The following is a 21,319-nucleotide window of genomic DNA, read 5'->3' on the forward strand; positions in this document are numbered from 1 at the left end:
TGATAGGCAGATATCTGACGCCGCGTCAGATGGGAAGGTGCATGAATCCCACACCACTGAAAGACCGGGCCGCGATTGTCGGCATCGGCCAGACCGAGTTCGCCAAACACCTTGAGCCGTCGGAGAAAGCGCTCGCCTGCCGAGCCATAGCCATGGCCCTGGACGACGCCGGGATCCCCGCCCACGAGGTGGACGCGTTCGCCGCCTACACCATGGAGGCCACCGACGAGGTCGAGATCGCCAAGGCGGTCGGGGCCGGGGACGTCACCTTCTTCTCCCGGGTCGGCTTCGGCGGCGGCGGATCGTGCGCCACCGTCGGCCACCTGGCGATGGCGATCGCCACCGGGCAGGCGGAGGTGGGGGTCGCCTGGCGCTCCCGCAAGCGCGGCAGCGGGCCGCGGCCGTGGACCGACACCGTGAACCAGCTCGCCACCCCGGCGCAGTGGACCCGGCCCTTCGGCCTGCTGCGGCCGGTCGACGAGATCGCGGTCCTGACCCGCCGCTACATGCACGAGTACGGCATGACCCGCGAGCAGCTCGGCGCGGTGGCCCTCGCCTGCCGCAACCGGGCCAACGCCAATCCGGCGGCGATCATGTACGACCGGCCGCTGACCATGGCCGACTATCTCAGTGCCCGGATGATCTCCGATCCGTTGTGCCTGTTCGACAACTGCCTGGAGACCGACGGGGCGCTGGCGGTCGTCATGGTCTCGGCCGAGCGGGCCGTGGACTGCCGCCGGGAGCCGGTCTACGTCCACGCCTTCGGCCAGGGCCTGCCGGCCCAGCACCACGGCATGGTCAACTACTGGAACGACGACCCGCTGGCCGGCCCGTCGTGGACCGCGGCCAAGCAGCTGTGGAAGCACGCCGACTTCGGCCCCGCCGATGTGGACGTGGCGCAGATCTACGACGCCTTCACCCCGCTGATCCCGTTGTCCCTGGAGGGTTACGGCTTCTGCGCCAAGGGCGAGGGCGGCGCCTTCGCCGACGACGGCGGGCTGGAACTCGGCGGCCGGCTGCCGGTCAACACCTCCGGCGGCGGGCTGTCCGAGGCCTACGTCCACGGCTTCAACCTGATCACCGAAGGCGTCCGGCAGCTGCGTGGCACCTCCACCAACCAGGTCGCCGGGGCCTCGACATGCCTGGTCACCGCGGGCGAAGCTGTACCGACGTCGGCCGTCCTGCTCCGTCGCGACTGAAGAAGTGGGGTCCACGATGCTCAAACCGCTCGTAGACGACGACGGCGCGCCGTACTTCGAGTACGCCGCCAAGGGCGAACTGCGCATGCAGACCTGCGCGAACTGCGGCGAGGTGCTGTTCCCGCCCCGGCCGATGTGCCCCAGATGCCAGGGCGTCGACTTCGAATGGAAGCTGATGTCCGGCCGCGGACACGTGTGGTCCTTCGCGGTCCCGCATCCGCCGCTGTTGCCGGACTACGCGGCGCTGGCCCCGTATCCGGTGGTCGTCGTGGAGTTGGCGGAAGACCGGCGGCTGCGGGTGGTCGGGAACCTCCTGGCGTCCGAGGACGCGGGGATTGATTCCGTCGATCCGGCGACGATCGAGATCGGCCAGCCGGTGCGCGCGGTGTTCCGGGAGATCGAAGGGCTTTTCGTAGCGGCCTGGACCCCCGATGAGTGACCTTGACTTCAGTACCCTCCTCTACGAGGAGCGGGACGGCGTCGCCTGGGTGAGGCTGAACCGCCCGGAGCGGCACAACGCCTTCGACCTGACGATGGCCGACGAATTCCACAGGCTGTGGACAACGCTGCGGCACCGCGACTCGGTGCGCTGCGTCGTGCTGACCGGCAGCGGGGACAAGGCCTTCTGCACCGGGATCGACCGGGACGCCCAGGTGCCGCAGCCCTCGTCGCCGTTCATGGTCGACGACCCCGGCGTCGCCCTCGGCCCGAAGACCGCCGACCTGTGGAAACCGGTCATCGGCGCGGTCAACGGGATGGCCTGCGGCGGCGCGTTCTACTTGCTCGGCGAGTGCGAGTTCCTGATCGCGGCCGAGCAGGCGACCTTCTTCGATCCGCATGTCAGCTACGGCATGGTGATGGCCTACGAAGCCGTGCACCTCGCGCAGCGCATGCCGCACGGCGAACTGGCCCGGCTGGCTCTGCTCGGCACGGCCGAACGGATGACGGCGCGCCGCGCGTACGAGATCGGTTTCGTCAGCGAGGTCGTGCCGGACAACGCGGCCCTGTTGACCGCGGCCGAACACGCGGCGCGGACCATCGCCGAATGCGAACCCTCGGCGGTCGAGGGCACGGTGCGGGCGATCTGGGCGGCACGTGAGATGGCGAAGGGCCAGGCGCTGGGTCTGGCCCCCCATCTGGTGCGACTGGGCAACATCAGCGCCGAGCGGCAGGCGGAGCTGTTCGCGGCCCGGCCCAAAGGCGGCGGCTGGCAGGCCCGCTGAGGACCGGCACAGCCTTTCGCCGCTGGGGCGAAACGCTGGCCCGGCCGAAGCGCCGACTCGTAATCTGCTTTCCGCAGTCAAGGGCGTGGGTGGCCGCGGGATCGGCACCCACATCCCGGCTGACGATCCCCCCGGGTCAGCCGGGATCGCGGCTGGAGCCGTGTCGGGCTCCAGCCGCTTCCGCGCGCTCTGGAGCCGCCCACCGGCGCGTCGCACTGTTCCGCACAGAGCGCAAACCATGGTCAACTTCGCGCGCAGGCGCTACGTTTCTACGCGCCGCGCCCGAGACAGCGGGCCCGCCCCGAACGGCGACGGCGGCCGGGTCATCCCGCCGACCCGGCCGCCTTCGCCGTGGGGTGGAGCGCTGATTCTCGGCGTCAGGTTCTCGGCGTCAAGCCGGGAGCCGGATGGAGTCGGCCGGCGAGGATCCCGGCGTGGTGGGCGCGCCGGGCGTCGGCACCGGAGGGGGGACGGCCATCGGCAGCACCGTCGCCATCGGGACCGCCACCGGCAGGTTCAGCGGGGTCGCGGTGCGCGGCGGCCGCAGGCTCCGGTGCGGTTCCCCGGCCGGCCCGTTTCCGATCGCGACCCCGTTCGTACCGCCGCCCGGACCGCCGGGACCGCCCGGCCCCGGTAGCCCGCAACCAGGGGCCGTCTCGCCGCCCGCCGGCTGCGCCTGTCCGTAGATCCGCGGCTGGTGCTGGGCCGCCCGGCTCAGCGCCGCGGCCAGCCGCCGGGCCGCGGTCGGGTTGATGCGGCCCACCGTCACCATCGGCCGGCCGTACACGTTCACGTCACCCCGCAAGCGCGGGATCTCTGCGGCCAGCCCGAGGGCGGCCAGTGCCGAGCGCAAGAGTTCCGTGGCCTCGATGGCCTCGGCCCACGCCAGGCCTAAGAAGGGTTCGTCGTCCCCGCCATCGGCGGGGTCGACCTGCGGTACTGCGGCGGATTCGCCCATCGTCGTCATCTCCTCCGGACTGTGCAAGAGTCGACAACCCCATTCGGTTACGGTCAATCGACCACACGGGTGAATCCCTAACTCTTCCCACTAAAACCCACCTCTGATACACACGGTGGTGTGACGTCGTTCACCGGAAGGGTCGCCGTCGTCACCGGCGGGACCAAGGGCATCGGGCGGGCGGTCGCGGCGCGGTTCGAGGCCGCCGGGGCGACCGTGGTCACCCTGGCGCGCCGGGAGCCGGCGCGGGCCGTGGGCCGCTTCATCGCCGCCGATCTGGCCGACCGCGGCGCGGTCCAGGCCGCGTTCGAGGCGGTCGCCGAGGAGTTCGGGCGGGTCGACGTGCTGGTGAACAACGCCGGGGGCGCGCGGCCGGGCAAGGCGCTGGACTATCCCGAGGCCGCCGCCCGGGCCGCGTTCGATCTCAATGTGCTGGGAGTCCTCTACGCCGCGCAGTGCATGTACCCCCTGACGCCCGAGCACGGCGGCGCGTCCATCGTGAACATCGGCTCGGTCGCCGGGACCCGGCCCAGCCCCGGAACGGCCGTCTACGGCGCCGCCAAGGCCGCCCTGGCCTCGCTCACCCAGAGCCTGGCCCTGGAGTGGGCGCCGCGGGTCCGGGTGAACTGCGTCATCCCGGGGCCGGTGCTCACCGAATCGCTGACCGCGTACTACGGCGGACCGGAAGCCGCGGCGCTGGTCGGCCAGGGCCTGCCGATGGGCCGGATGGCCCAGCCCGCCGACGTCGCCGGCGCCTGCCTCTATCTGGCCTCGGACGACGCCGCCCATGTTTCCGGCGCGGAACTGCTGGTGCACGGCGGGGGCGAGGCGCCCCGCTTCAACCGGGAGTCCGGCGCGCCGGGCCGTGATCCCACCACCGCCGGGAAGTGACGAGCATGATACCGAATCCCGATCATGGACGATCACCCAGGTCCGCACCGGGTAAGGGGTTCCGACCGCATAAACTGACGGCATGACAGCTCAGCAAGTGCGCACCGTCGACGGGCGGATCGCGGGCAAGCGCGGCCAGGCCACCCGGGCCCGGCTGCTGGAGTGCCTCGGCGAGATGCTCGTCTCCCAGCCGTACCGCTCGATCACCGTGATCGACGTGGCCCGGCTGGCCGGCACCTCCCCGGCCACGTTCTACCAGTACTTCCCGGACATCGAGTCGGCGATCATCGAGATCGCCAACGACATGGCCAAGGACGGCGCGCATCTCAAGGAACTCGCCGACGGCCGCACCTGGTCCGGCCGGGCCGGCATGCAGGCCGCCGAGGCACTGGTCGACGGCTTCCTGGAGTTCTGGACGGAGCACGAGGCGATCCTGCGCGTGGTGGACCTGGCCACCGCCGAGGGCGACAAGCGCTTCCACAAGATCCGCATGAAGATCCTGAACAACGTCACCATCTCGCTGGCCGACACCATCAGCGAACTACAGGCCGCGGGCAAGGCCGACGCGGTGATGCCGCCGACCGCGACGGCCGGCGCGCTGGTGGCGATGCTCGCCTCGATCTCCGCGCACCAGCGGGTCTTCGAGGCCTGGAGCATCAAGCTGGCCGAGCTGCGCGCGGCGATGATCGGCTTGGTGTACATGGGGATCACGCAGAAGAAGCCGGTCGCTGCGTGAGGGCGGCATAGCCGGGGACCGGAGATTCGGCGCCGTGTCGTGTCGGCGTCGCGTACCTCTGGATTAGCTCCGGGAGGACGGGGAAACTCTGACCGCAAGTCAGATCGGTACCCACCCCTGCCGGGAGCTCCGATGACCTTCCTCTCCTTCGCCGTCCGAAAAGCCGCCCGAGACCACGGTCCGGCCACCGCGCTGGTGGCCGCCCGTGGCCCGCTCTCCTTGTCCTTCCAGCAGCTCAACGCGGCCTCGGAAGCCCTCGCGGCGCGTCTGGCGGCGCGCGGAATCGGCCAAGGCCAGGTCGCCGCATTGCTCCTGCCCGCCTCCCTGGACTACGTGGTCGCCTACTGCGCGCTGGCGAAGGTCGGCGCCGTCACCGCCGGAGTCGGCGCGCACTACTCCCCGGCCGAGCGTCAGGCGATGCTCGCGCAGCTGCGCCCGGACCTCGTCATCGGCACCGAGGAACTGCTCACCGGACGCCTGCCGGACGCGCAGATCATCCCGGTCCGGCAGGCCGAGGACCGGCGCGAGTTCGCCGCCGGCCTGCCGATGCTGGGCCGGGAGCGGTCCCGCGCGGTGCCCAAGGCCCGCTCGCACGACGAACCCGAGACCATCGTCTTCACCTCCGGCACCTCGGGCCTGCCCAAAGGCGCGCTGTTCGGCGCGAAGCAGATCGCCGCGATATCCGAGATGGACAACCGCGCGCAGGCCGCGCCGATGCCGTTGCTGGTGGCCACCGGGCTGAACCATGTCGGCTTCATGACCAAGCTCGCCGGGCACCTGCTGGCCGGCAACCGGCTGCACATCATGCCGCGCTGGCGGGCCCGGGAGGCGCTGGACCTGATCTGCGACGAGGGCGTGCCGGTGATCGGCGGGGTCGCGGCCCAGGTCGCCCTGCTGCTCGGAGTCCCCGGGCTCGGCGTCTACCGGACCGGCGACATCAAAGCCCTGATCATCGGCGGCGGTCCGTCGCCGGCCGATCTGGTCCGGCGGGCGCGCGAGTCGTTCGGCGCGGCCTACTCGATCCGGTACTCCTCCACCGAATCCGGCGGCCTCGGTACCTTGACCGCCTTCGACGCCTCCGACGAAGAACTCTTCAGTACCGTCGGCCGGCCCCGCGCCGGTACCGAGGTCTCCTTGCGGGACGAGACGGGGAAGGAGATCCCGGCCGGTGAGACCGGCGAGATCTGGATCCGCTCGGCCTCGGTGATGTCCGAGTACTGGCACGATCCGGCCGCCACCCGCGCGGCGCTCACCCCGGACGGCTGGCTGCGCACCGGTGATCTGGGCCTGCTCGACGACATCGACTGCCTCCGGCTGGCCGGACGCCGCGACGACATGTTCATCCGCGGCGGCTACAACGTCCATCCCCAGGAGGTGGAAGCCGTTCTGCAGGAGCACGCCGCGGTCGGCGAGGTGGCCGTGGTCCCGCGCCCGGACGCGGTGATGGGCCAGGTCGGGGTGGCGTTCGTGGTGCCGCGCGACCCGGACGCGCCGCCGACCGTGGAGGAACTGCGCCTGTTCGCCGGCTCCCGGCTGGCCAAGCACAAGCTCCCCGAGGAGGTGCGGGTGGTGCCGAGCCTGCCGCTGACCGCCGGACAGAAGGTGGATCGTTCGGCATTGCGAAAGCGGGTGGGCTCATGACGAACAAATCCGTGTGAACGCAAGATCTCTTGGCTGTTACCTCTGTGCTAATTCGCACCCGCGCCCTAAACTGACACCTCGTCAGGTTACTTGTCAGTTTGCTCATGAGAGGGCGGTGCGATGCCTGCCACCAGCGTCATGACCACTGAACAGACCACGGTGACCCGGCGCCGGCCCGCCCCCGAGGACCGGCGTCACCACGTACCGGCCCGATCGTGGAGCCCGCAATCCCCTTCCCCGGCCCCGGCGATCGCGCTCATCACCACCGGCGCGCACACCGGCTGCCCGCTCGTCACGGCCGACGAGCTGGGCGTCCCGGTGGCCGGCTGGACCTACTGCGGCCCCGGTCCGGACGGCGACGGTCCGACGTTCGCGGACACGGTCGAGGCGTTCGCTCAGGCGGACGGCGTCGGGGCGATCGCGGCCTGCGTCGACGTGATCGGCACCGACCTCGACGGCCGAGCGCTGATGCGGGCCGCCGAGTCCGCGGCCGGGGCCGGCCGCCCGCTGGTCGTCCTGGCCACCGGCGCGGACCGGGTGATCGACGCGGTGCTGCGGCAGGCCGGGGTGATCCGGGTCGAGGGCTTCGACCAACTGCTGGACTGTGCTGCCACCCTGGCCCGCTTCCCCCGCCCGACCCAGCCTCCGGGCCCGGTCCGGATCGCGGCGGACTCCGCGGGCGCCGCCACGCTGCTGGCCGACCTGGCCCGCCGCGCCGGCCTGGAGACCGAGGACGCCGGCGACGCCCCGGACATCGCCGAGCTCGCCGCGCGCCCCGGCGCCGGGATGCTCCTGTACGCGGTCACCGAGACCGGGTCCTCCGGCGAGTGGACGGCCGCCGCGCTGGTCGAGGCGGCGCGCGAGAGCACCACGCCGATCGGCGTGGTCTGGTGCTCCTCCGGCGGCACCGAGACCGGCTATCGCCTGATTCTGCAACGCTCGCCCGAGATCGCGACCTTTCGCACGCTGACCAACGCGGTCGCGGCCGCCAAGGCCTACTACGACCACTGCGATCACCGCTTCCGTATCCCGTCCCTGGTCGAGGACAACGCGATGGCCGGGGTGAAGGCGCGGCAGATCCTCACCTCCACCGGCGGCCCCGGTACGGTCCGCAAGCGCGACACCGACCCGGCCAAGGGCCTGTCCGAGTCGCAGACGCACCAACTGCTGCGCGCCTACGGCATCCGCACGCCGCGCGAGCAACTGGTCACCAGCGCCGCGTGGGCCGTGCGCGCCGCCGCCACGATCGGCTATCCGGTGGTGATGAAGGCTTCGGTGGCCGGGCTGCCCTCGGCTTCGGCGGCCGGACTCACCCGCACCAACATCACCTCGGCGTCGCAGGTCCGCGAGAACTTCAAGGACCTGATGGACTCAGCCGGCCGCCAAGGCTACGGCACGCTGGACGGCGTGCTGATCGGCCAGCAGATCACCGGCGGCGTGGACACGATGGTCGGCATCCGGCGCGACGACCGGTTCGGCCCGGCCGTGGTGGTCGGCGTCGGCGGCGCCTACGCCGAGATGCTGGGCGACGTGGCGATCCGGGTCGCGCCGTTCGACACGCACCAGGCCCGCCGGATGCTCGACGAGCTGCACTGCCTGCCGCTGCTCACCAACGTCGGCTCGGACCTGGAGGCCCTGGCCGACACCATCTTGCGGGTGCAGCGGATGGCGCTGGACCTCGGGGACGTGTTGGAGGGCTTCGACATCGCCCCGCTGCGGGTGCTCGGGCGCGGCGGCGGGACGGTGGCGCTGGACGCCTCGGCGCGCTTGATCGTGCGCTGACCGTTGCCAGGACCGCTTGTGTACTGAAGTCTCCGGTGCCGGAACGCTGTCGCGCTGTCGCGCGGGGGTGGGCCGGCGCCGGTGTTTTCGTTCTCTAGACTCCGATGGGAGCACGCATGTCCGAGCGCTCTTTGGAAGAGACTGTCCGGCAGGATTCGTCGGGCGGGGTCCGGTGGATCACCCTGGACCGCCCCGAAGCGTTGAACGCCGTCACCGCCGACCAACGCGACCGGCTGATCGCCTTGCTGCGCCAGGCCTCCGCCGATCCCCAGACGCGGGTCGTCGTCCTCACCGCCACCGGTCGCGGCTTCTGCGCCGGCGCGGATCTGCGGCCGCAGCCCGGCGCCGAACCCGTCGCGCCCGGCCCGGGTGACGTCGCCCGCACCATCCGCGAAGGCGCCCAAGCGCTGATCGCCGCCGTCCTGGACTGTGAGAAGCCGGTGATCGGCGCGGTGAACGGCATCGCGGCCGGGATCGGCGCGCATCTGGCCCTGGCCTGCGATCTGGTGATCGCCGCGGAGTCGGCTAAGTTCATCGAGATCTTCGCCCGGCGCGGTCTGGTGCCGGACGGCGGCGGCGCGTATCTGCTGACCCGGCTGGTCGGCGTGCACAAAGCCAAGGAGCTGATGTTCTTCGCCGACGACGTCCCGGCCGCCGAGGCGCTGAGCCTGGGGCTGGTGAACCGGGTGGTGCCGGACGCGGAGTTGGAGAAGACGGCGCGGGAGTGGGCCGACCGGCTGGCGGCGGGGCCGACGCGGGCGTACGGCCTGGCCAAGAACCTCGTGAACCGCGCGCTGGAAGTGGACCGTGCGACGGCCTTCCGTGAGGAGGCTGACGCCGTGGAACTGAACATGGCGACCCACGACGGCCAGGAGGGCGTGCGGGCGTTCGTGGAGCGCCGTGCGCCGGAATTCACCGGGCGGTGACCGTGATCGCGGTGTTCGCAATACCGAACACCCTCTCTCTTGACGGGTCGTCAGTTCCCGCACACACTAACTCTGTCCGTGCACGTATGCTGGGACGAGCTGCGCATTTGGAATGGCGAACGAGCCGCGAAGAGCGCAACCGAGACCAGCGTGACACCTAGGGGCTGGGATCATGCCTGCACAGGCCACCGCACGCGAGCGCGCCGGCCGCGTCGCCGAGACCGGCGGCACCGACGCCGAGCACGCCGCGAACGCCGCCGACGGCGCCACCCTCGACGCCGCGCACTACCGCCGCGTCCTGGGCCACTTCCCCTCCGGCGTGACCGTCGTCGCGTCCGAGGACGCCGACGGGCCCGTGGGCTTCGCCTGCCAAGCGTTCTCCGCGCTGTCCCTGGATCCACCGCTGGTGCTGTTCTCGGTCGGCCACACGTCCACCACGTGGCCGCGGATCGAGGCCACGGGCCGCTTCTGTGTGAACTTCCTGGCGGCCGACCACGCGGAGCTGTGCCGGGCCTTCGCGGTCAGCGGCGGCGACAAGTTCGCCGGGGTCGACTGGCACCCCTCGGAGCTGGGTTCGCCGATCCTGGCCGGGGCGCACGGCTGGGTGGACTGCACGATCGAGGCCACCCATCCCGGCGGCGACCACACGATCGTGATCGGCCGGGTGCACACGCTCGACGCGGACGGCGAGTCGAACCCGTTGATCTTCCACAAGGGGGCGTTCGGCTGAGGCCGATGCCTGTGAACTGCCGAGGCCTGTGAACTGCCTATGACTGCCAAGTGCGGCCAGGAGCCGCAAACCGTGGCAGCCGATAGCCGATAGCCGATCAACTGCTCAGCGGCCGGGCTCCATCCACACCACCACGTCGCCCTCCAGCCTTCCGGGGGCGATCGCCTGGTCCAGGAAGTTCTTGATGGCCGCGAGGTTCTGCGTCCCGTCGGCGGCGACCACGCACTTCGCCTGCCACGTGCCCAGGTCCAGCGCGACCCGGTTCTGGATCGCCGAGTCCACCGTCGGGGTGGAGCCGCCGCCGTTCTTATAGATGTAGGCCAGCCACTGCGCGGTCCACAGCACGTTGCTCTTGGCCCAGATCACCTGCTTGTCGGTGGCCGAGTTCGGCCCCATCACCGGACCCTGCGGGATCGCGAAGTCGGTGTTCTCGGCCGTGGACCACGTCTCGTTGGTACGGTCGCCGCCGTCGGACAGCGGGACGCCGACGATGGTGTGGTGTCCCGGCGAGACGCATTCCTTCCACGCGCCGGACGTGAAGTACTGCGGGATCGGGGTGCGCGGGACCGTGTCGAACACCCGCGGGATCAGCGGGATCAGCGCGGCCGTCACGGCGCCGAACGCCACACCGCGCAGCACCTGCCAGCGGTGCAAAACCGCCTCGTCCAGGCCGAGGGCCAGCAGGATCCCGATGATCCAGCTCACCGCGAGCGCACTGCGCACCGGCAGGCTGGAGGAGAACAACGGCAGGTGCTCGATGTGCGTCCACACGCCGGCCGGGCCGATCGGCCAGAAGTCCAGCGCCTTGTGGTCGTACACCGGGGTCGGCCCGAGCGAGAGCACGACCAGGACCAGCGCGGCGATCAGCAGCGCCCGCACCGCGGCCTTCCGGATCAGCCACACCGCCAGCAGCGCCACCACGAGCAGCAGCGCCCAGCCGACCAGCGCGGCCTGTTCGGTGCCGCCGGGGGCCAGCGGGTCCAGCTTGGCCGGGTCGCCCCACAGCTCCAGGTTCGGATACACCGCGTAGGACTTCAGATCCGCGGAGTAGTAGCCGATGTCGAACGGGATGCCCTTGAACGACATCGGCCCGAAGAACTGGAATGACAACGGATACGCCAGCAGCACGCCCGCGGTGCCGATGGCGAAGCCGGCGCCGCGCAGGAACGCGACCGCCTCGTCCCGGGTCTGGCGCGGCCGCATCGCGGCGTACGCCACCAGGAACAGCCCGATGCCCATCGCGGTCAGGAACAGCAGCTCCTCGCCGACGAACACCTGCGCCGTGATCAGCACGCCGAGGACGATCCCGTTGCGGACCTGCCGTTCCGGCTCGCGCAGCCGCAGCACCCCGGCCGCGATCAGCGGCACCAGCCACTGCCCGGCCAGGTTCGGGTGGGCCAGCGAGTGCGACATCATCGACGGCGAGAAGCCCAGGAACAGGCCGCCGACGAAGGCCGCGGTCTCGGTGCGCACCACGTGCCGGCGCAGGAACCAGCGCCAGGTGATCGCGGTGGCCGCCAGGTTGAAGGTGGTCAGCAGCGCGAACGAGACCGAGGAGCCGAACAGCGCGGTGATCGGCGTCAGCACGATCGCCGGCCCGATGATCTGCGGGTTCGCCGCCAGGTTCATGCCGTCGGGGGCGTTCATCGCGTGCGTGAAAAGCGGGTTCTGCAAGTGCGTGACCGCGTGCTCGACCGCGGTCAGCTGCCACTCGAAGTAGAACTGGTCGTAGGGGTTGCCGGCCAGGACGCTCGCGATCGGGTGGAACAGCAGCTTCCAGGTGAGGAACACGGCCAGCGCGATGTAGAGCAGCGAGAACAGCAGCGCCGGGCTCGGGCTCAGGAACTCCCCGGCGATCCGGGCCGCCAGCCGGTTGAGGAAGGGCTTCGGGGCGTCTGAGGTTTCCGGGGATTCGTCGGTCCCGGCGGCCTCGGCCTCGGCTTCCAGTTCGGCTTCGGCTTCGGTGTCGAGCCCGGCCTGGAGTTCGTCGTCGGTCCGGCCGGCGGCGGGGCAGGCGTCTTCGACGGTCTCCGTCCCGGTCCCGGCCGTGCGCTCGGCGCCGTCACGCCTGGGTTGGTGCGGGACCGAGGGAACCGTGGTCGCGGATGCTTCCGTGAGCAGTGCGGCTGCCTCGCTGTCGTGCTCCGGCGCGCCCTGCCCGCTCGGGCTCTCCGTCACGGCCTTAGCTTCCCCTCGTAGGTCTCAGAGCAAGAGGACTCCTCTTGCCAATGACCCGCTTTCCAGGTCGTGAATCGCCTCGTGGATGTGCTCCAGAGGGTAGGTCTTTGTGACCAGTTCGTCCAGGAGTAGCTCGCCCTTCCGATAGAGGTCCACATACCTTTCGACGTCGAACTGCGGGTGTGAGGTTCCGTACCGGCAGCCCATTATCGTTTTGTCCATATACATTCCGGAAACGAGGAACGTCCCCTCGGCGTCGCTGCGCGGCACGCCGAGCAGTACCGCGGTCCCCGACCAGGCCAGCACATCGGTCGCGGCCCGGATCAGCGCGGGATGGCCGACGCACTCGAAGACGTAGTCGGCGCCGTGCGGGAGCAGGTCCTTCACCAGTTGGACCAGGTCCTGGCCGCTCGGGTCGAGGAAGTCGGTCGCGCCGAACAGGCGCGCCACCTCTTCCTTGCGCGGGTTGGTGTCCACGGCGATGATCCGGCCGGCCCCGGCGATCCGCGCCCCCTGGATCGCGTTCAGCCCGATGCCGCCGACGCCGATCACCACGACCGTCTCGCCGATCCGCACCCTCGCCCGGTTCAGCACCGCGCCGACGCCGGTCAGCACGCCGCAGCCGACCAGCGCGGCCGAGGCCATCGGCACGTCCCGCGGGATCGGCACGGCCTGTACTTCCTTGATCACCACACGTTCGGTGAACACCGAGGTGTTGGCGAAGGAGAACAGTTTCTCGGTCGAGCCGTCGGCGGCCTCGCGGGTGAACGGCTTGCTGATCTTGCCGAACGTCCCGCGGCACATCGTCGGATGGCCCGCGCTGCACGCCGGGCAGACGCCGCAGTTGTTGATCGTGGTCAGGCAGACGTGGTCGCCGGTCTTGACCCGGGTCACCGCCGCGCCGATCTCCTCCACGACGCCGGCGCCCTCGTGGCCGAGCACCGCCGGGCCCGGGAACGGGATGGTGCCGTTGACGACACTCAGATCGGAGTGGCACAGGCCCGCCGCGCCGATCCGGACCACGATCTCGTCGGAGCGGGGGCCGCGTACCTCTATACCGTCGACGACTTCCAGCTTGCCGCCCTCGAAGACCGCGGCCCTCATGACTGCGGCCCCTCTTCCTGCGTCTTCCGTTCCTCGGTCGCCTTCGTGTACGCGGCCAGCTTCGCGATCATCGGCATGGTCTCGACGCCCACCGCCTCCGGCAGCCGTTTCGCGATCGACTCGGCGGTCCACGGCTCCTCGCCGTACATCGAGCGGATCTCCTGCGGCTGGTTCCACACCGCGATCCGGCGGCCGGCCACGGTGTAGATCTGGCCGGTGACGTCCCGCGCGGCCTCCGACAGCAGGTAGGCGACCAGCGGCGCGACGTCCTCCGGCTCGCCCATCTCGGCCATGTCGAACGGGACGTTGGCGCTCATCCGGGTGCGCGCGACCGGGGCCACGGCGTTCGCGGTGATGCCGTACTTGCCCAGGCCCAGCGCGGCGCTGCGGACCAGGCTCACGATGCCGCCCTTGGCCGCGCTGTAGTTGGCCTGCGAGACGCTGCCGGCGTGGTTGCCGGAGGTGAAGCCGATCAGCGCGCCGCCGCCGGCCTTGCGCATCACGGCGCTCGCCGCGCGGAACAGGGTGAACGTGCCCTTCAGATGCGTCTCGACGACCGGGTCCCACTCGTCCTCGGCCATGTTGAACAGCATCCGCTCGCGCAGGATCCCGGCTACGCACACCACGCCGTCCACCCGGCCATAGGTGTCCAGGGCGGTCTGCACGATGCGCTGCCCGCCGGCCAACGTCGTGACGGAGTCCGCGCACGGCACCGCCTGCCCGCCGGCGTCCCGGATCTCCTGCGCCACCGCCTCGGCGACCTCGCTGGACGGCGCGCTGCCGTCGACCGAGACGCCGTAGTCGTTGACCACCACGGAGGCGCCCTCGGCGGCGCAGCCGAGGGCCACGGCGCGCCCGATGCCCCGCCCCGCGCCGGTCACCACGATGACCTTGCCTGCCAGGAAGTCGGCCACCTTGCTCGCTCCTCGTGTATTCGCTGTGTACGTACTCGCTGTCGTCGCCAAGCTTCGAATCTGACGGCATGTTAGCTAAGGTTCGCGACAGTGGACAGCATCAACTGACGCTGTGTCAGATATCACTGGGAGTCCGAGGATGCCGCTACCGGAGCAGTTCACCGACCTCGCCCGCCGCGTCAACAACTGGGGCCGCTGGGGCCCGCGGGACGAACGCGGCACCCTGAACCTGATCACCGGCGAGCGCGTGGTCCACGCGGCGTCCCTGATCCGCACCGGCCGCCGCTTCCCCCTCGCCGTCCCGCTGGACGAGGACGGCCCGCAGATCGGCATGATCGAGGGCCGGGACAACCCCAAGCGCACCATGATCATGGTGAACGCGCAGGTGCTGGGCCAGGAGCACGCCTTCCGCACTTCGGACGACCGAGTGGAGATGGGGCTCCAGGCCGGTACGCACTGGGACGCGCTGGCACACGTGTCCTACGAGGGGCGGCTGTACAACGGCTTCGACGCCTCGGAGATCACCGAGGCGGGCGCGGCGCACTGCGGGATCGACAAGGCGGGGCCGATCGTCGGGCGCGGGGTCCTGCTCGACGTGGCGCGGACGCTGGGCGTCCCGCGATTGGGCGACGCGACGCACGGGCACGCCCTGACGGTCGCGGACCTGGACGCGGCGGCCGAGTTCGGGAAGGTGGAGATCCGGCCGGGGGACATAGTGCTGATCCGCACCGGCGCGATGACCGCACTGAAGGCCGGGGACAAACTCGCCTACAGCTACCCGACATCCGGGCCGTCGATGCAGACCGTGCCGTGGTTCCACGCGCACGATGTGGCGGCGGTGGCTACGGACAACGTGGCGTTCGAGGTCTACCCGCCCGAGCGCGACGACGCGCAGCTGCCGGTCCACCTGCTGCATCTGGTGGAGATGGGGATGTTGCAGGGGCAGAACTGGGACTTGGAGGCGCTGGCGGAGGACTGCGCGGCGGATGGCGTGTACGAGTTCTTCTTGACGGCTTCGCCGGAGCCCTTCACGCGCGCGGTGGGGGCACCGGTGATTCCGGTGGCGGTGAAGTAGCGCGGCCGCGGCCCACAGTCCGCCCGACACTCGAACATTGACTGCCGGCCATGATGCGGCATAGACATCCTCCGACCGGCAAGCGACGGCGCGAGCCAGTGATCAGTGAGGACCGCCATGGCTGAGAAGCCCCAAGCAGCAGGGGACCTTGGGTCGTTTCGGCTGAAGCGGCTGCTGAAAGACGCGCGCTACGTCGATGACCGCCAAGGCATCGCGGCGGACAAGGCGGAGGACGCGCTGCTGTGGGACCTCGTCGCCGAGGTGGCGCGCGAAACCCGGGTCGCCGCGCCGGAAGCGCTGGTGCTGGTCCCGGACGCCGAGATCAGCGTGGCCAAGGCGGCAGAGGGCGGCTTCGCCTTGTACATCGGCGTCCCGCTCGCCCTGGCCTTACCGGCGGTCGAGCTGAAGGCCGTGGTCGCCCATGCCCTGGCGGTCATGCGGGAGCCGCATCCGGAGCTCGCCGCCGGACTCGTCCGGGCCCGGGAGGCCGCCCAGGTACGCGCGGACTTGTGGGTTTCGCAGGCACCACGGCTCAGCCGGCACTTTCAGCAGGTGCTGGACGACAGCGCCGGTTTCCACGCCGACATCGAACGCCATGCCGACCGGGCTGCCGCCGCGGTCGCGGGTTCGCGTGAGCGGGCGCTGGTCGCGATGGTGCGCGCACAGGCCATCGCGGAGCACTTCGCGGAGTACGCGGGGTGCTACGTACTCGGGGCTGCGGATGTCGCGCCGGACCTTTTCACGGACTGGCTGAACGTGGCCGCTCAACCTGTTCCGGACTGGGCGTCCAACTCCCTACCGCTGCCGAATCTTGCCACGCGCACCGCATTCCATCCGGGGCTCAGGACCTCCGGCGGCTCCCTGAACCGGGCGCGGCAGGCGGTGAACCCGTTGGTCCCCGCTTCCGGCGAGCCCGTCGTCGCCGGTTTCGCCGACGACGTCTCCGATGCCCTGGCGTCTTTCATCGAAGTGGATCGGGGCGCCGACTACTCCATCGGTTACGCCGAAGCCGGGGAGGCTGTCCTTGCCGGGGCCGGTCGCCTGCTGGGCCGCGACGCGACGCCGGCCGACGTGGTCGACCTGGTCGCGGACGACCGCGGTGCCGAACTCGCGGTCGCCTGGTTCGAGCTCCTGGCCGCTGAGCTCGAAGCCGGTAACGCCAGCGGGTTCGTCACGGAACGGATCCAGCGGGCGGCCATGGAGCCCGCGTCAACGCTCGGCGAAGCACTCCAGGTCTTCCTCATCGCCGTCGCGGTCCGGCACGGGTACCGGTTCGACGCGGTGCTGCACCCCGGTGAACTCATGGCGGACGGCGGCGAACCCATCAAGACGTACGCGGTCATCAGCCAGGCGGTCGCCGGTGACACGGCCCCGCTCGCTCAGTTGGTGGCTCAGCTTGCTGAGGGCGCATGAGCGGAGGGCATCTGCTCTGCGGTGCTCACCCGCGCGAGGCAGCCTGCGCCACATCCCGCAGCAGCGCGGCCGTCTCCGGCTGGAGCGGCAGCCCTTCGCGCTCGGCGTAGCCGAGGAGGGCGTCGGCGTGGCGGCGGGCGGCGGGCAGGTCGCTCAGGGCGCCCAGCGCGGTCAGCAGGTCCCGGTACAAGAGCTCTGATTCGGGGGCCGCCGCCAGGCCTCTGAGAGCCGCCTTGCGGGCGTTGCGCGGGCTCTGTTCGTGCAGGCACGCTTCGGCGACGTAGTGCGCCGTGTCGATCGCCAGCGCCGCGATCTCGTGCCGGAGTGTTTCGGCCCAGCCGTAGCGGCGCAGCGGGGCGTCCTCGAACGGCCGGCCGCGGACCAGGCTGAGTGCGCCGACCAGCTCGCCGGTCTGGGTGCGGTGCAGGAAATCCAGCCAGTCGCAGGTCACTACCGGTGCCAGGGTCACGCTCTCCGGCGTGACCCGGAGCAGCTGCTCGTCAGGGCCGAGGACTTCGCGGAGCCGTACCAGCTGCGCGTCGATGATCGTCATCGCACCCGCGTGCGCGGGCCACAGCTCCGTGGCCAGCTGCTGGACCGAGCAGCCGGGGTGCAGCATGACGTACGCCGCGACCTCCGCCAGCTCCGCCGAGCCTTCGTCGCCGGCCAGCACGATCGGGCCGAGGATGTCGATCGTGTACGTCGGTGCCGCGGCGAGGTCATCGGTTTCGGCCGGGTTCGACGCGCCCGGCTTCGCCATCCCCGCGGCGGCGGCCTTGCGCTGGCTCCAGTACGCGCCGTGCCATTGGCCCGGTTTACGCGGCGTGGTCTCGCGGGCGACCGACCGATCACGCGCCGCGAGATATCCGCTTCGTGCCGACAGGGCGGGTTGGTCGTCCCGAGTCGGCAAGGCGGGCTGGTCGCGCCGAGTCGGTGAATCGGGTTGGTCGTCGTCGATCCCCACCAAACGGTCCTCAGCCCGCGGCGGCGGAGGCTCCTCATCCCCGTCCGCCACCGGATCGAACTGCGGCAGGTTCGCCGGCTTCAGCGCCAGCCGCACCGCCTTCGCGGTGCCGGGCCCCGGCAGCGGAGCCGTGGTCGTCGGTAACGCGGTCGGTAACAGTGCGTCCACCCGGAACAGGTCGTCGACCGGCACCCGGAACCGGTTGGGCTGCACCGGATCCGGCGTCGGGATCAGCTCGGCGCGGGCCGGCGGACGCGACGCGCCAGCCGCCGACCCCGACCCCGACCCCGACGCTGCCGCCGACGCCTCAAGCGCGCCGGACCCCGCACCGTCCCCGTTCCCCGCCACATGCCGCCGAGGATGCGAAGGCTTCCGCTTCGGCAACGGCGTCTTCGCGCCCGGGCCCTCGGGCCGCGCCGAGGCCGGCAAGTGGAACGCCCCCTCGCGCGGTGCCGGCTTCTCCTGATCCGAATCCGCCGCCGACAGCTCCCGCACGACCGCTTCGAACCGGTCTTCGCGCAGCGCCTGCACCCGCAGCGGGATCCCCGGCACACCGGACTGCGAGCGCGGCGTGTGGAACATCGGCCCGCCGATCGTCCAGGGCGACAACGCCTGCTCCCGGTCCGCGGCCACCGCCACCACCGCGACCGATGTCCGCTGCCGCCCCGAGAGCAGGTGCCGCAGCCGGTGCGTCAGCCGCGGGTCCGGCGGTACCGCCGACAGCAGCACGTGGGTCTTCGTGATCGGCGCCAGTTCGTCGTCCGGGTGGGTCCGGGCCTTGCGCACCGTGACGCCGCGCCGGTCCAGCACCGCCTCGACCCCGGCCGACCACCGCGCCAGCGCCTCCACGGCGGGCACCAGATCGTCGCCGGACGTCAGCCGGCCCGGGGCGAACAGCGGCGGCAGTTCCTCGCCGAAACCGACGAGCGTCACCTCCACCTGATCGGCCGCCATCCCGGTCGCCAGTTCCACGGCCATCGCCCGCAGCACCGACACCGACTCGGCCTCCGGCGCCAGCAGCGAGATCCCGCCGGTGGCCTCCAGATCGACCATGACCGTGTCGTCGTCCTCGTCGAAGCCCAGCGACACCAGCGCCGGATACGGGGCTGGGGCCGGGGGCGCACCGACCGGCGCGCCGAGCGGGCAGATCCACACCCCGGGCCGGCGCGGATCGGCGTAGAACGGCGCGACCGGCGGCTGCGGGCGCGCCAGGTGTAGCTCCAGGCCGTGCCGCTTGAGCACCGTCGCGCTGATGTCCGGCAGACCCCGGTCGGCCTTGGTCAGCTTGGCGCTCAGAGTCCTCAGCGCCGCGTCGATCAGCACCTGGCCGGTCGGGTTGTCGATCCGGCTCAGCTCCAGCTCCCAGTCCCCGGGGCGCCGCATCGAGATCCGCTCGCCGGGCCGGCGCCGCGTGAGCTTGCGCAGCCGCCGGTCGCCCAGCGCGCTCAGGACCCCGGCGGCCAGCAGCCCGCCGGTCGCCGCCACGGTCTTCCCGGAGTCGTTGCCGGTGGTGGCGAAGGTGGACTCGCGCCGGGCCAGGGCACTGACAGCGGTGCCGATCCCGGACTCGATCGCCAGCTGTACCGGTTCGGGCGTCAGCTCCGGCCGGTGCCGTCCCATGTCCGGCGGCATGATCAGCACCCAGCCGGACTGGAGGAACTCGACGTAGCTGAACACCGTCCCGTCCGGCATCCGCCGGCCGTCGTTCAGCTCGGCGATGTCGGCGAACCGGTTGGGGTCCCCCAGCTGCTCCTCGGCGATCCGCCACAGCGAGTCGCCCCTGCGCACGACATACGTCTGATACTCCGGAGCCTCCGGCCCCGAAGCCGTACTCGAGCCGGGCCGCGACCCCGCGACGCCCCCGTCCTCCGCCATGTCACTCCTGGTCCAGCCGCCGCCGGTCGTGCAGATACTGCCGGTCGAAGACGTCCTGCTCGGTCAGCGAGGGCTTCGGCACCGGCGTCATGTTCTGGAACCCGCGGCCGCCGTCCCGCTGCTGTTGTTGCTGCTGCTGGTGCGGAGCGGGCCGCGAGACGTTCTGGGCCGCCGGGGTCGGGGCCACGTACCACTGGTCGTTCCCGTACAGGAACCATTTGGGGTCGAAGCCGGCCCGCTGCAAGGTCGCCAGCCGCTCCGGCCGCTGCGCGAACACCGCGCGGCCGTCCGGACCGGGGCCGAACACCTCGGTGACGATCGGCGCCAGCCGGTCCCCGAGCCCGTTCACCTCCACCACGCGATCGACGTAGCGCCCGGTGGCCCGCGGCTCGCGCGGATCCCGGGCGTCCGCCGGGGACGGGGAGTCGGTGTCCAGCCGGATGTCGACGATGTAGTGCAGGGTCTCGGCGGCCAGCTGGACCGCCGAGTCTCTGCTCATCACATCCCGGCTCATGAAGTCCCGGCTCATCGTGGTCCGCATGCACAGCATGACGAACTTGTTGAACGCCTCCCGCGTCGAGTTCGCGTGGATCCCACACAGTGCGGCCCGGCCGCCGGTGGACACGGCCTCCAGCAACGTGGCCGCCTCGGCTCCGCGGATCTCGCCGACCACCAGCCGCGCCACGTTCATCCGCAGCGCGACTTCGATCACGTCCGACAGCGTCACCTCGCCGATCCGCCGGCCGTCCGGCCCGCGCTCGGAGGTCCCCGGCCAGGACTGGTAGGCGACCATCCGCGGGTGCCGCCCGACCTCGTCGAGGTTGAGTTCGAACTCTGCCTCGACCGTCGCGTAGCGCTCCATGACCGGTATCTCGGCGGCCAGCGCGCGCAGCAGCGTGGTCTTGCCCGCGCCGAGCGGCCCGGTGACCACGATCGTCTGCCCGGCCAGCACCGCGCTGCGCAGGAACGCCGCGATCGCCGGGGAGACCATGCCGCGCACCACCAGATCGTCCAGCGTCACCTTCACGACCCGGTGCCGGCGCACCACCAGCGTCGGCCGCTTGGACACGCCGATCGTGGCGGTCAGCCGCGCGCCGCCGTCGACGGTGAGGTCGAGCAGCGGCTCGGCCGGGGTCAGGATCCGATGACGCCGCGCCGCCCAGGTCCGCACATCGGTCAGCAGCGCCTCGTCCGACGAGGCGATCCGCGGCGCCTTCTCCACCCGGCCGTCGGTGTAGACCACGTGGCCGTCGTCGCAGCCCCGGTACTCGATGGTCTCCACGTCCGGGTGGTCCAGCATCGGGGCCAGGCCGCCCATGCCGAAGACCGAGGCGCCCGCGGCCCGGCGCATGGCGTCCTGGCGCGCGTCGTCGACTGCCTGGCCGCGCGCCGAGGCCCGGGCCGACCAGGAGTTCACCGACTCCTCGATGACCGCCATCCCGAAGGCCCGGCGCTGCTCCTCGGTACCGGGGTCCGGGGGCGGGAACCGGTCGGCGATCCGGTCGCGCACCTGCTTGCGGATGGCGTCGACCCCCGGCCAGTCGACGGCGGCGAAGGCGTGGATCCCCTGCGCGGGCTTGGGATCGGGCGGGTACTCCGCGCCGCCGCCGAACCGGAGCGCGAGTTCGTGGCGCGAGCGGTTCGTCCGGTCGTCGTCATCGGACGTGGACGTCGGCGTCGGCGTCGGCGTCGGTAAGGGCATCGGCGGTG

17 protein-coding genes are annotated in these 21,319 nt (G+C 71.3%); 11 read left to right on the forward strand and 6 right to left on the reverse strand.

Annotated features, from left to right (window positions below):
* Nucleotides 1–41: 41 nt before the first annotated feature.
* The 3 genes from IZR01_RS12015 to IZR01_RS12025 are packed head-to-tail and all read left to right on the forward strand — an operon-like array spanning nucleotide 42 to nucleotide 2,422.
* A complete protein-coding gene (locus tag IZR01_RS12015) occupies nucleotides 42–1,199 on the forward strand; it encodes a lipid-transfer protein (RefSeq protein WP_194898830.1) in 1,158 nt (385 codons plus the stop codon).
* A 16-nt stretch (nucleotides 1,200–1,215) separates the two neighbouring features.
* Nucleotides 1,216–1,638, forward strand: coding sequence for a Zn-ribbon domain-containing OB-fold protein (locus IZR01_RS12020; protein WP_194898831.1), 423 nt, complete (start codon nucleotides 1,216–1,218; stop codon nucleotides 1,636–1,638).
* Complete coding sequence (locus IZR01_RS12025; protein WP_194923846.1) at nucleotides 1,631–2,422, forward strand: enoyl-CoA hydratase/isomerase family protein; 792 nt, start codon at nucleotides 1,631–1,633, stop codon at nucleotides 2,420–2,422. Before IZR01_RS12020 ends, IZR01_RS12025 begins: the two co-directional genes overlap by 8 nt.
* Before the next feature lie 391 nt (nucleotides 2,423–2,813).
* On the opposite strand, the gene IZR01_RS12030 is transcribed toward IZR01_RS12025, so the two are convergent.
* Nucleotides 2,814–3,380 carry a hypothetical protein gene (locus tag IZR01_RS12030; protein ID WP_194898833.1) on the reverse strand — a complete coding sequence of 189 codons (567 nt, stop codon included), beginning with the start codon at nucleotides 3,378–3,380 and terminating at the stop codon, nucleotides 2,814–2,816.
* 120 nt (nucleotides 3,381–3,500) lie between these two features.
* Here IZR01_RS12030 and IZR01_RS12035 point away from each other — a divergent pair, with 120 nt between their 5' ends.
* The 6 genes from IZR01_RS12035 to IZR01_RS12060 all read left to right on the forward strand — a co-directional run bounded on the left by IZR01_RS12035 (nucleotide 3,501) and on the right by IZR01_RS12060 (nucleotide 10,086).
* A complete protein-coding gene (locus tag IZR01_RS12035; RefSeq protein ID WP_194898834.1) occupies nucleotides 3,501–4,271 on the forward strand; it encodes an SDR family oxidoreductase in 771 nt (256 codons plus the stop codon).
* Nucleotides 4,272–4,353: 82 nt separating this feature from the next.
* The gene (locus tag IZR01_RS12040; RefSeq protein WP_194898835.1) at nucleotides 4,354–5,007 is read left to right on the forward strand and encodes a TetR family transcriptional regulator; all 654 of its coding nucleotides are present in this window, start codon (nucleotides 4,354–4,356) and stop codon (nucleotides 5,005–5,007) included.
* 132 nt (nucleotides 5,008–5,139) lie between these two features.
* A complete protein-coding gene (locus tag IZR01_RS12045; protein ID WP_194923847.1) occupies nucleotides 5,140–6,648 on the forward strand; it encodes a class I adenylate-forming enzyme family protein in 1,509 nt (502 codons plus the stop codon).
* 138 nt (nucleotides 6,649–6,786) lie between these two features.
* Nucleotides 6,787–8,430: an acetate--CoA ligase family protein gene (locus tag IZR01_RS12050; protein ID WP_194923848.1), complete on the forward strand. Its 1,644-nt coding sequence runs from the start codon at nucleotides 6,787–6,789 to the stop codon at nucleotides 8,428–8,430.
* Between the two features lie 116 nt (nucleotides 8,431–8,546).
* Nucleotides 8,547–9,356 (forward strand): enoyl-CoA hydratase/isomerase family protein, encoded by an 810-nt coding sequence (locus tag IZR01_RS12055; protein ID WP_194923849.1) that lies wholly within the window; start codon nucleotides 8,547–8,549, stop codon nucleotides 9,354–9,356.
* Nucleotides 9,357–9,528: 172 nt separating this feature from the next.
* On the forward strand, nucleotides 9,529–10,086 hold the full coding sequence (locus IZR01_RS12060) for a flavin reductase family protein (protein ID WP_228555666.1): 558 nt from the start codon (nucleotides 9,529–9,531) through the stop codon (nucleotides 10,084–10,086).
* Between the two features lie 105 nt (nucleotides 10,087–10,191).
* Here the strand turns inward: IZR01_RS12060 and IZR01_RS12065 are convergent, their stop codons facing one another.
* From IZR01_RS12065 to IZR01_RS12075, 3 genes are read right to left on the reverse strand one after another with little or no spacing between them, the layout of a single operon-like run.
* Nucleotides 10,192–12,264 carry a DUF6311 domain-containing protein gene (locus IZR01_RS12065; protein ID WP_194923850.1) on the reverse strand — a complete coding sequence of 691 codons (2,073 nt, stop codon included), beginning with the start codon at nucleotides 12,262–12,264 and terminating at the stop codon, nucleotides 10,192–10,194.
* Between the two features lie 24 nt (nucleotides 12,265–12,288).
* The gene (locus tag IZR01_RS12070; RefSeq protein WP_194923851.1) at nucleotides 12,289–13,368 is read right to left on the reverse strand and encodes a Zn-dependent alcohol dehydrogenase; all 1,080 of its coding nucleotides are present in this window, start codon (nucleotides 13,366–13,368) and stop codon (nucleotides 12,289–12,291) included.
* Nucleotides 13,365–14,282, reverse strand: coding sequence for an SDR family oxidoreductase (locus IZR01_RS12075; protein WP_194923852.1), 918 nt, complete (start codon nucleotides 14,280–14,282; stop codon nucleotides 13,365–13,367). The genes IZR01_RS12070 and IZR01_RS12075 overlap by 4 nt, the downstream gene beginning before the upstream one ends.
* A 139-nt stretch (nucleotides 14,283–14,421) precedes the next feature.
* Here IZR01_RS12075 and IZR01_RS12080 point away from each other — a divergent pair, with 139 nt between their 5' ends.
* Nucleotides 14,422–15,357 (forward strand): cyclase family protein, encoded by a 936-nt coding sequence (locus IZR01_RS12080; RefSeq protein ID WP_194923853.1) that lies wholly within the window; start codon nucleotides 14,422–14,424, stop codon nucleotides 15,355–15,357.
* 117 nt (nucleotides 15,358–15,474) lie between these two features.
* On the forward strand, nucleotides 15,475–16,770 hold the full coding sequence (locus IZR01_RS12085) for a M48 family metalloprotease (RefSeq protein ID WP_194923854.1): 1,296 nt from the start codon (nucleotides 15,475–15,477) through the stop codon (nucleotides 16,768–16,770).
* Nucleotides 16,771–16,795: 25 nt separating this feature from the next.
* Here IZR01_RS12085 and IZR01_RS50395 read toward each other — a convergent pair whose 3' ends face one another.
* A complete protein-coding gene (locus IZR01_RS50395) occupies nucleotides 16,796–19,609 on the reverse strand; it encodes a LysM peptidoglycan-binding domain-containing protein (protein ID WP_228559260.1) in 2,814 nt (937 codons plus the stop codon).
* 1 nt (nucleotide 19,610) lies between these two features.
* A partial coding sequence (locus IZR01_RS12095) for a TadA family conjugal transfer-associated ATPase (RefSeq protein WP_194923855.1) occupies nucleotides 19,611–21,319 on the reverse strand: 1,709 nt, incomplete at its 5' end.

Origin of the sequence: Catenulispora pinisilvae (assembly GCF_015356865.1) — a bacterium.
In the GTDB taxonomy this organism is placed as follows: domain Bacteria; phylum Actinomycetota; class Actinomycetes; order Streptomycetales; family Catenulisporaceae; genus Catenulispora; species Catenulispora pinisilvae.

Excerpts from the sequence above, each read along its gene's own strand:
- IZR01_RS12030 (WP_194898833.1), bottom strand. The coding sequence starts at position 3,380 with ATGGGCGAATCCGCCGCAGTACCGCAGGTCGACCCCGCCGATGGCGGG.
- IZR01_RS12070 (WP_194923851.1), bottom strand. The coding sequence starts at position 13,368 with ATGAGGGCCGCGGTCTTCGAGGGCGGCAAGCTGGAAGTCGTCGACGGT.
- IZR01_RS12020 (WP_194898831.1), top strand. The coding sequence starts at position 1,216 with ATGCTCAAACCGCTCGTAGACGACGACGGCGCGCCGTACTTCGAGTAC.
- IZR01_RS12085 (WP_194923854.1), top strand. The coding sequence starts at position 15,475 with ATGGCTGAGAAGCCCCAAGCAGCAGGGGACCTTGGGTCGTTTCGGCTG.
- IZR01_RS12040 (WP_194898835.1), top strand. The coding sequence starts at position 4,354 with ATGACAGCTCAGCAAGTGCGCACCGTCGACGGGCGGATCGCGGGCAAG.
- IZR01_RS12055 (WP_194923849.1), top strand. The coding sequence starts at position 8,547 with ATGTCCGAGCGCTCTTTGGAAGAGACTGTCCGGCAGGATTCGTCGGGC.
- IZR01_RS12050 (WP_194923848.1), top strand. The coding sequence starts at position 6,787 with ATGACCACTGAACAGACCACGGTGACCCGGCGCCGGCCCGCCCCCGAG.
- IZR01_RS50395 (WP_228559260.1), bottom strand. The coding sequence starts at position 19,609 with ATGGCGGAGGACGGGGGCGTCGCGGGGTCGCGGCCCGGCTCGAGTACG.
- IZR01_RS12045 (WP_194923847.1), top strand. The coding sequence starts at position 5,140 with ATGACCTTCCTCTCCTTCGCCGTCCGAAAAGCCGCCCGAGACCACGGT.
- IZR01_RS12025 (WP_194923846.1), top strand. The coding sequence starts at position 1,631 with ATGAGTGACCTTGACTTCAGTACCCTCCTCTACGAGGAGCGGGACGGC.
- IZR01_RS12015 (WP_194898830.1), top strand. The coding sequence starts at position 42 with ATGAATCCCACACCACTGAAAGACCGGGCCGCGATTGTCGGCATCGGC.
- IZR01_RS12060 (WP_228555666.1), top strand. The coding sequence starts at position 9,529 with ATGCCTGCACAGGCCACCGCACGCGAGCGCGCCGGCCGCGTCGCCGAG.
- IZR01_RS12080 (WP_194923853.1), top strand. The coding sequence starts at position 14,422 with ATGCCGCTACCGGAGCAGTTCACCGACCTCGCCCGCCGCGTCAACAAC.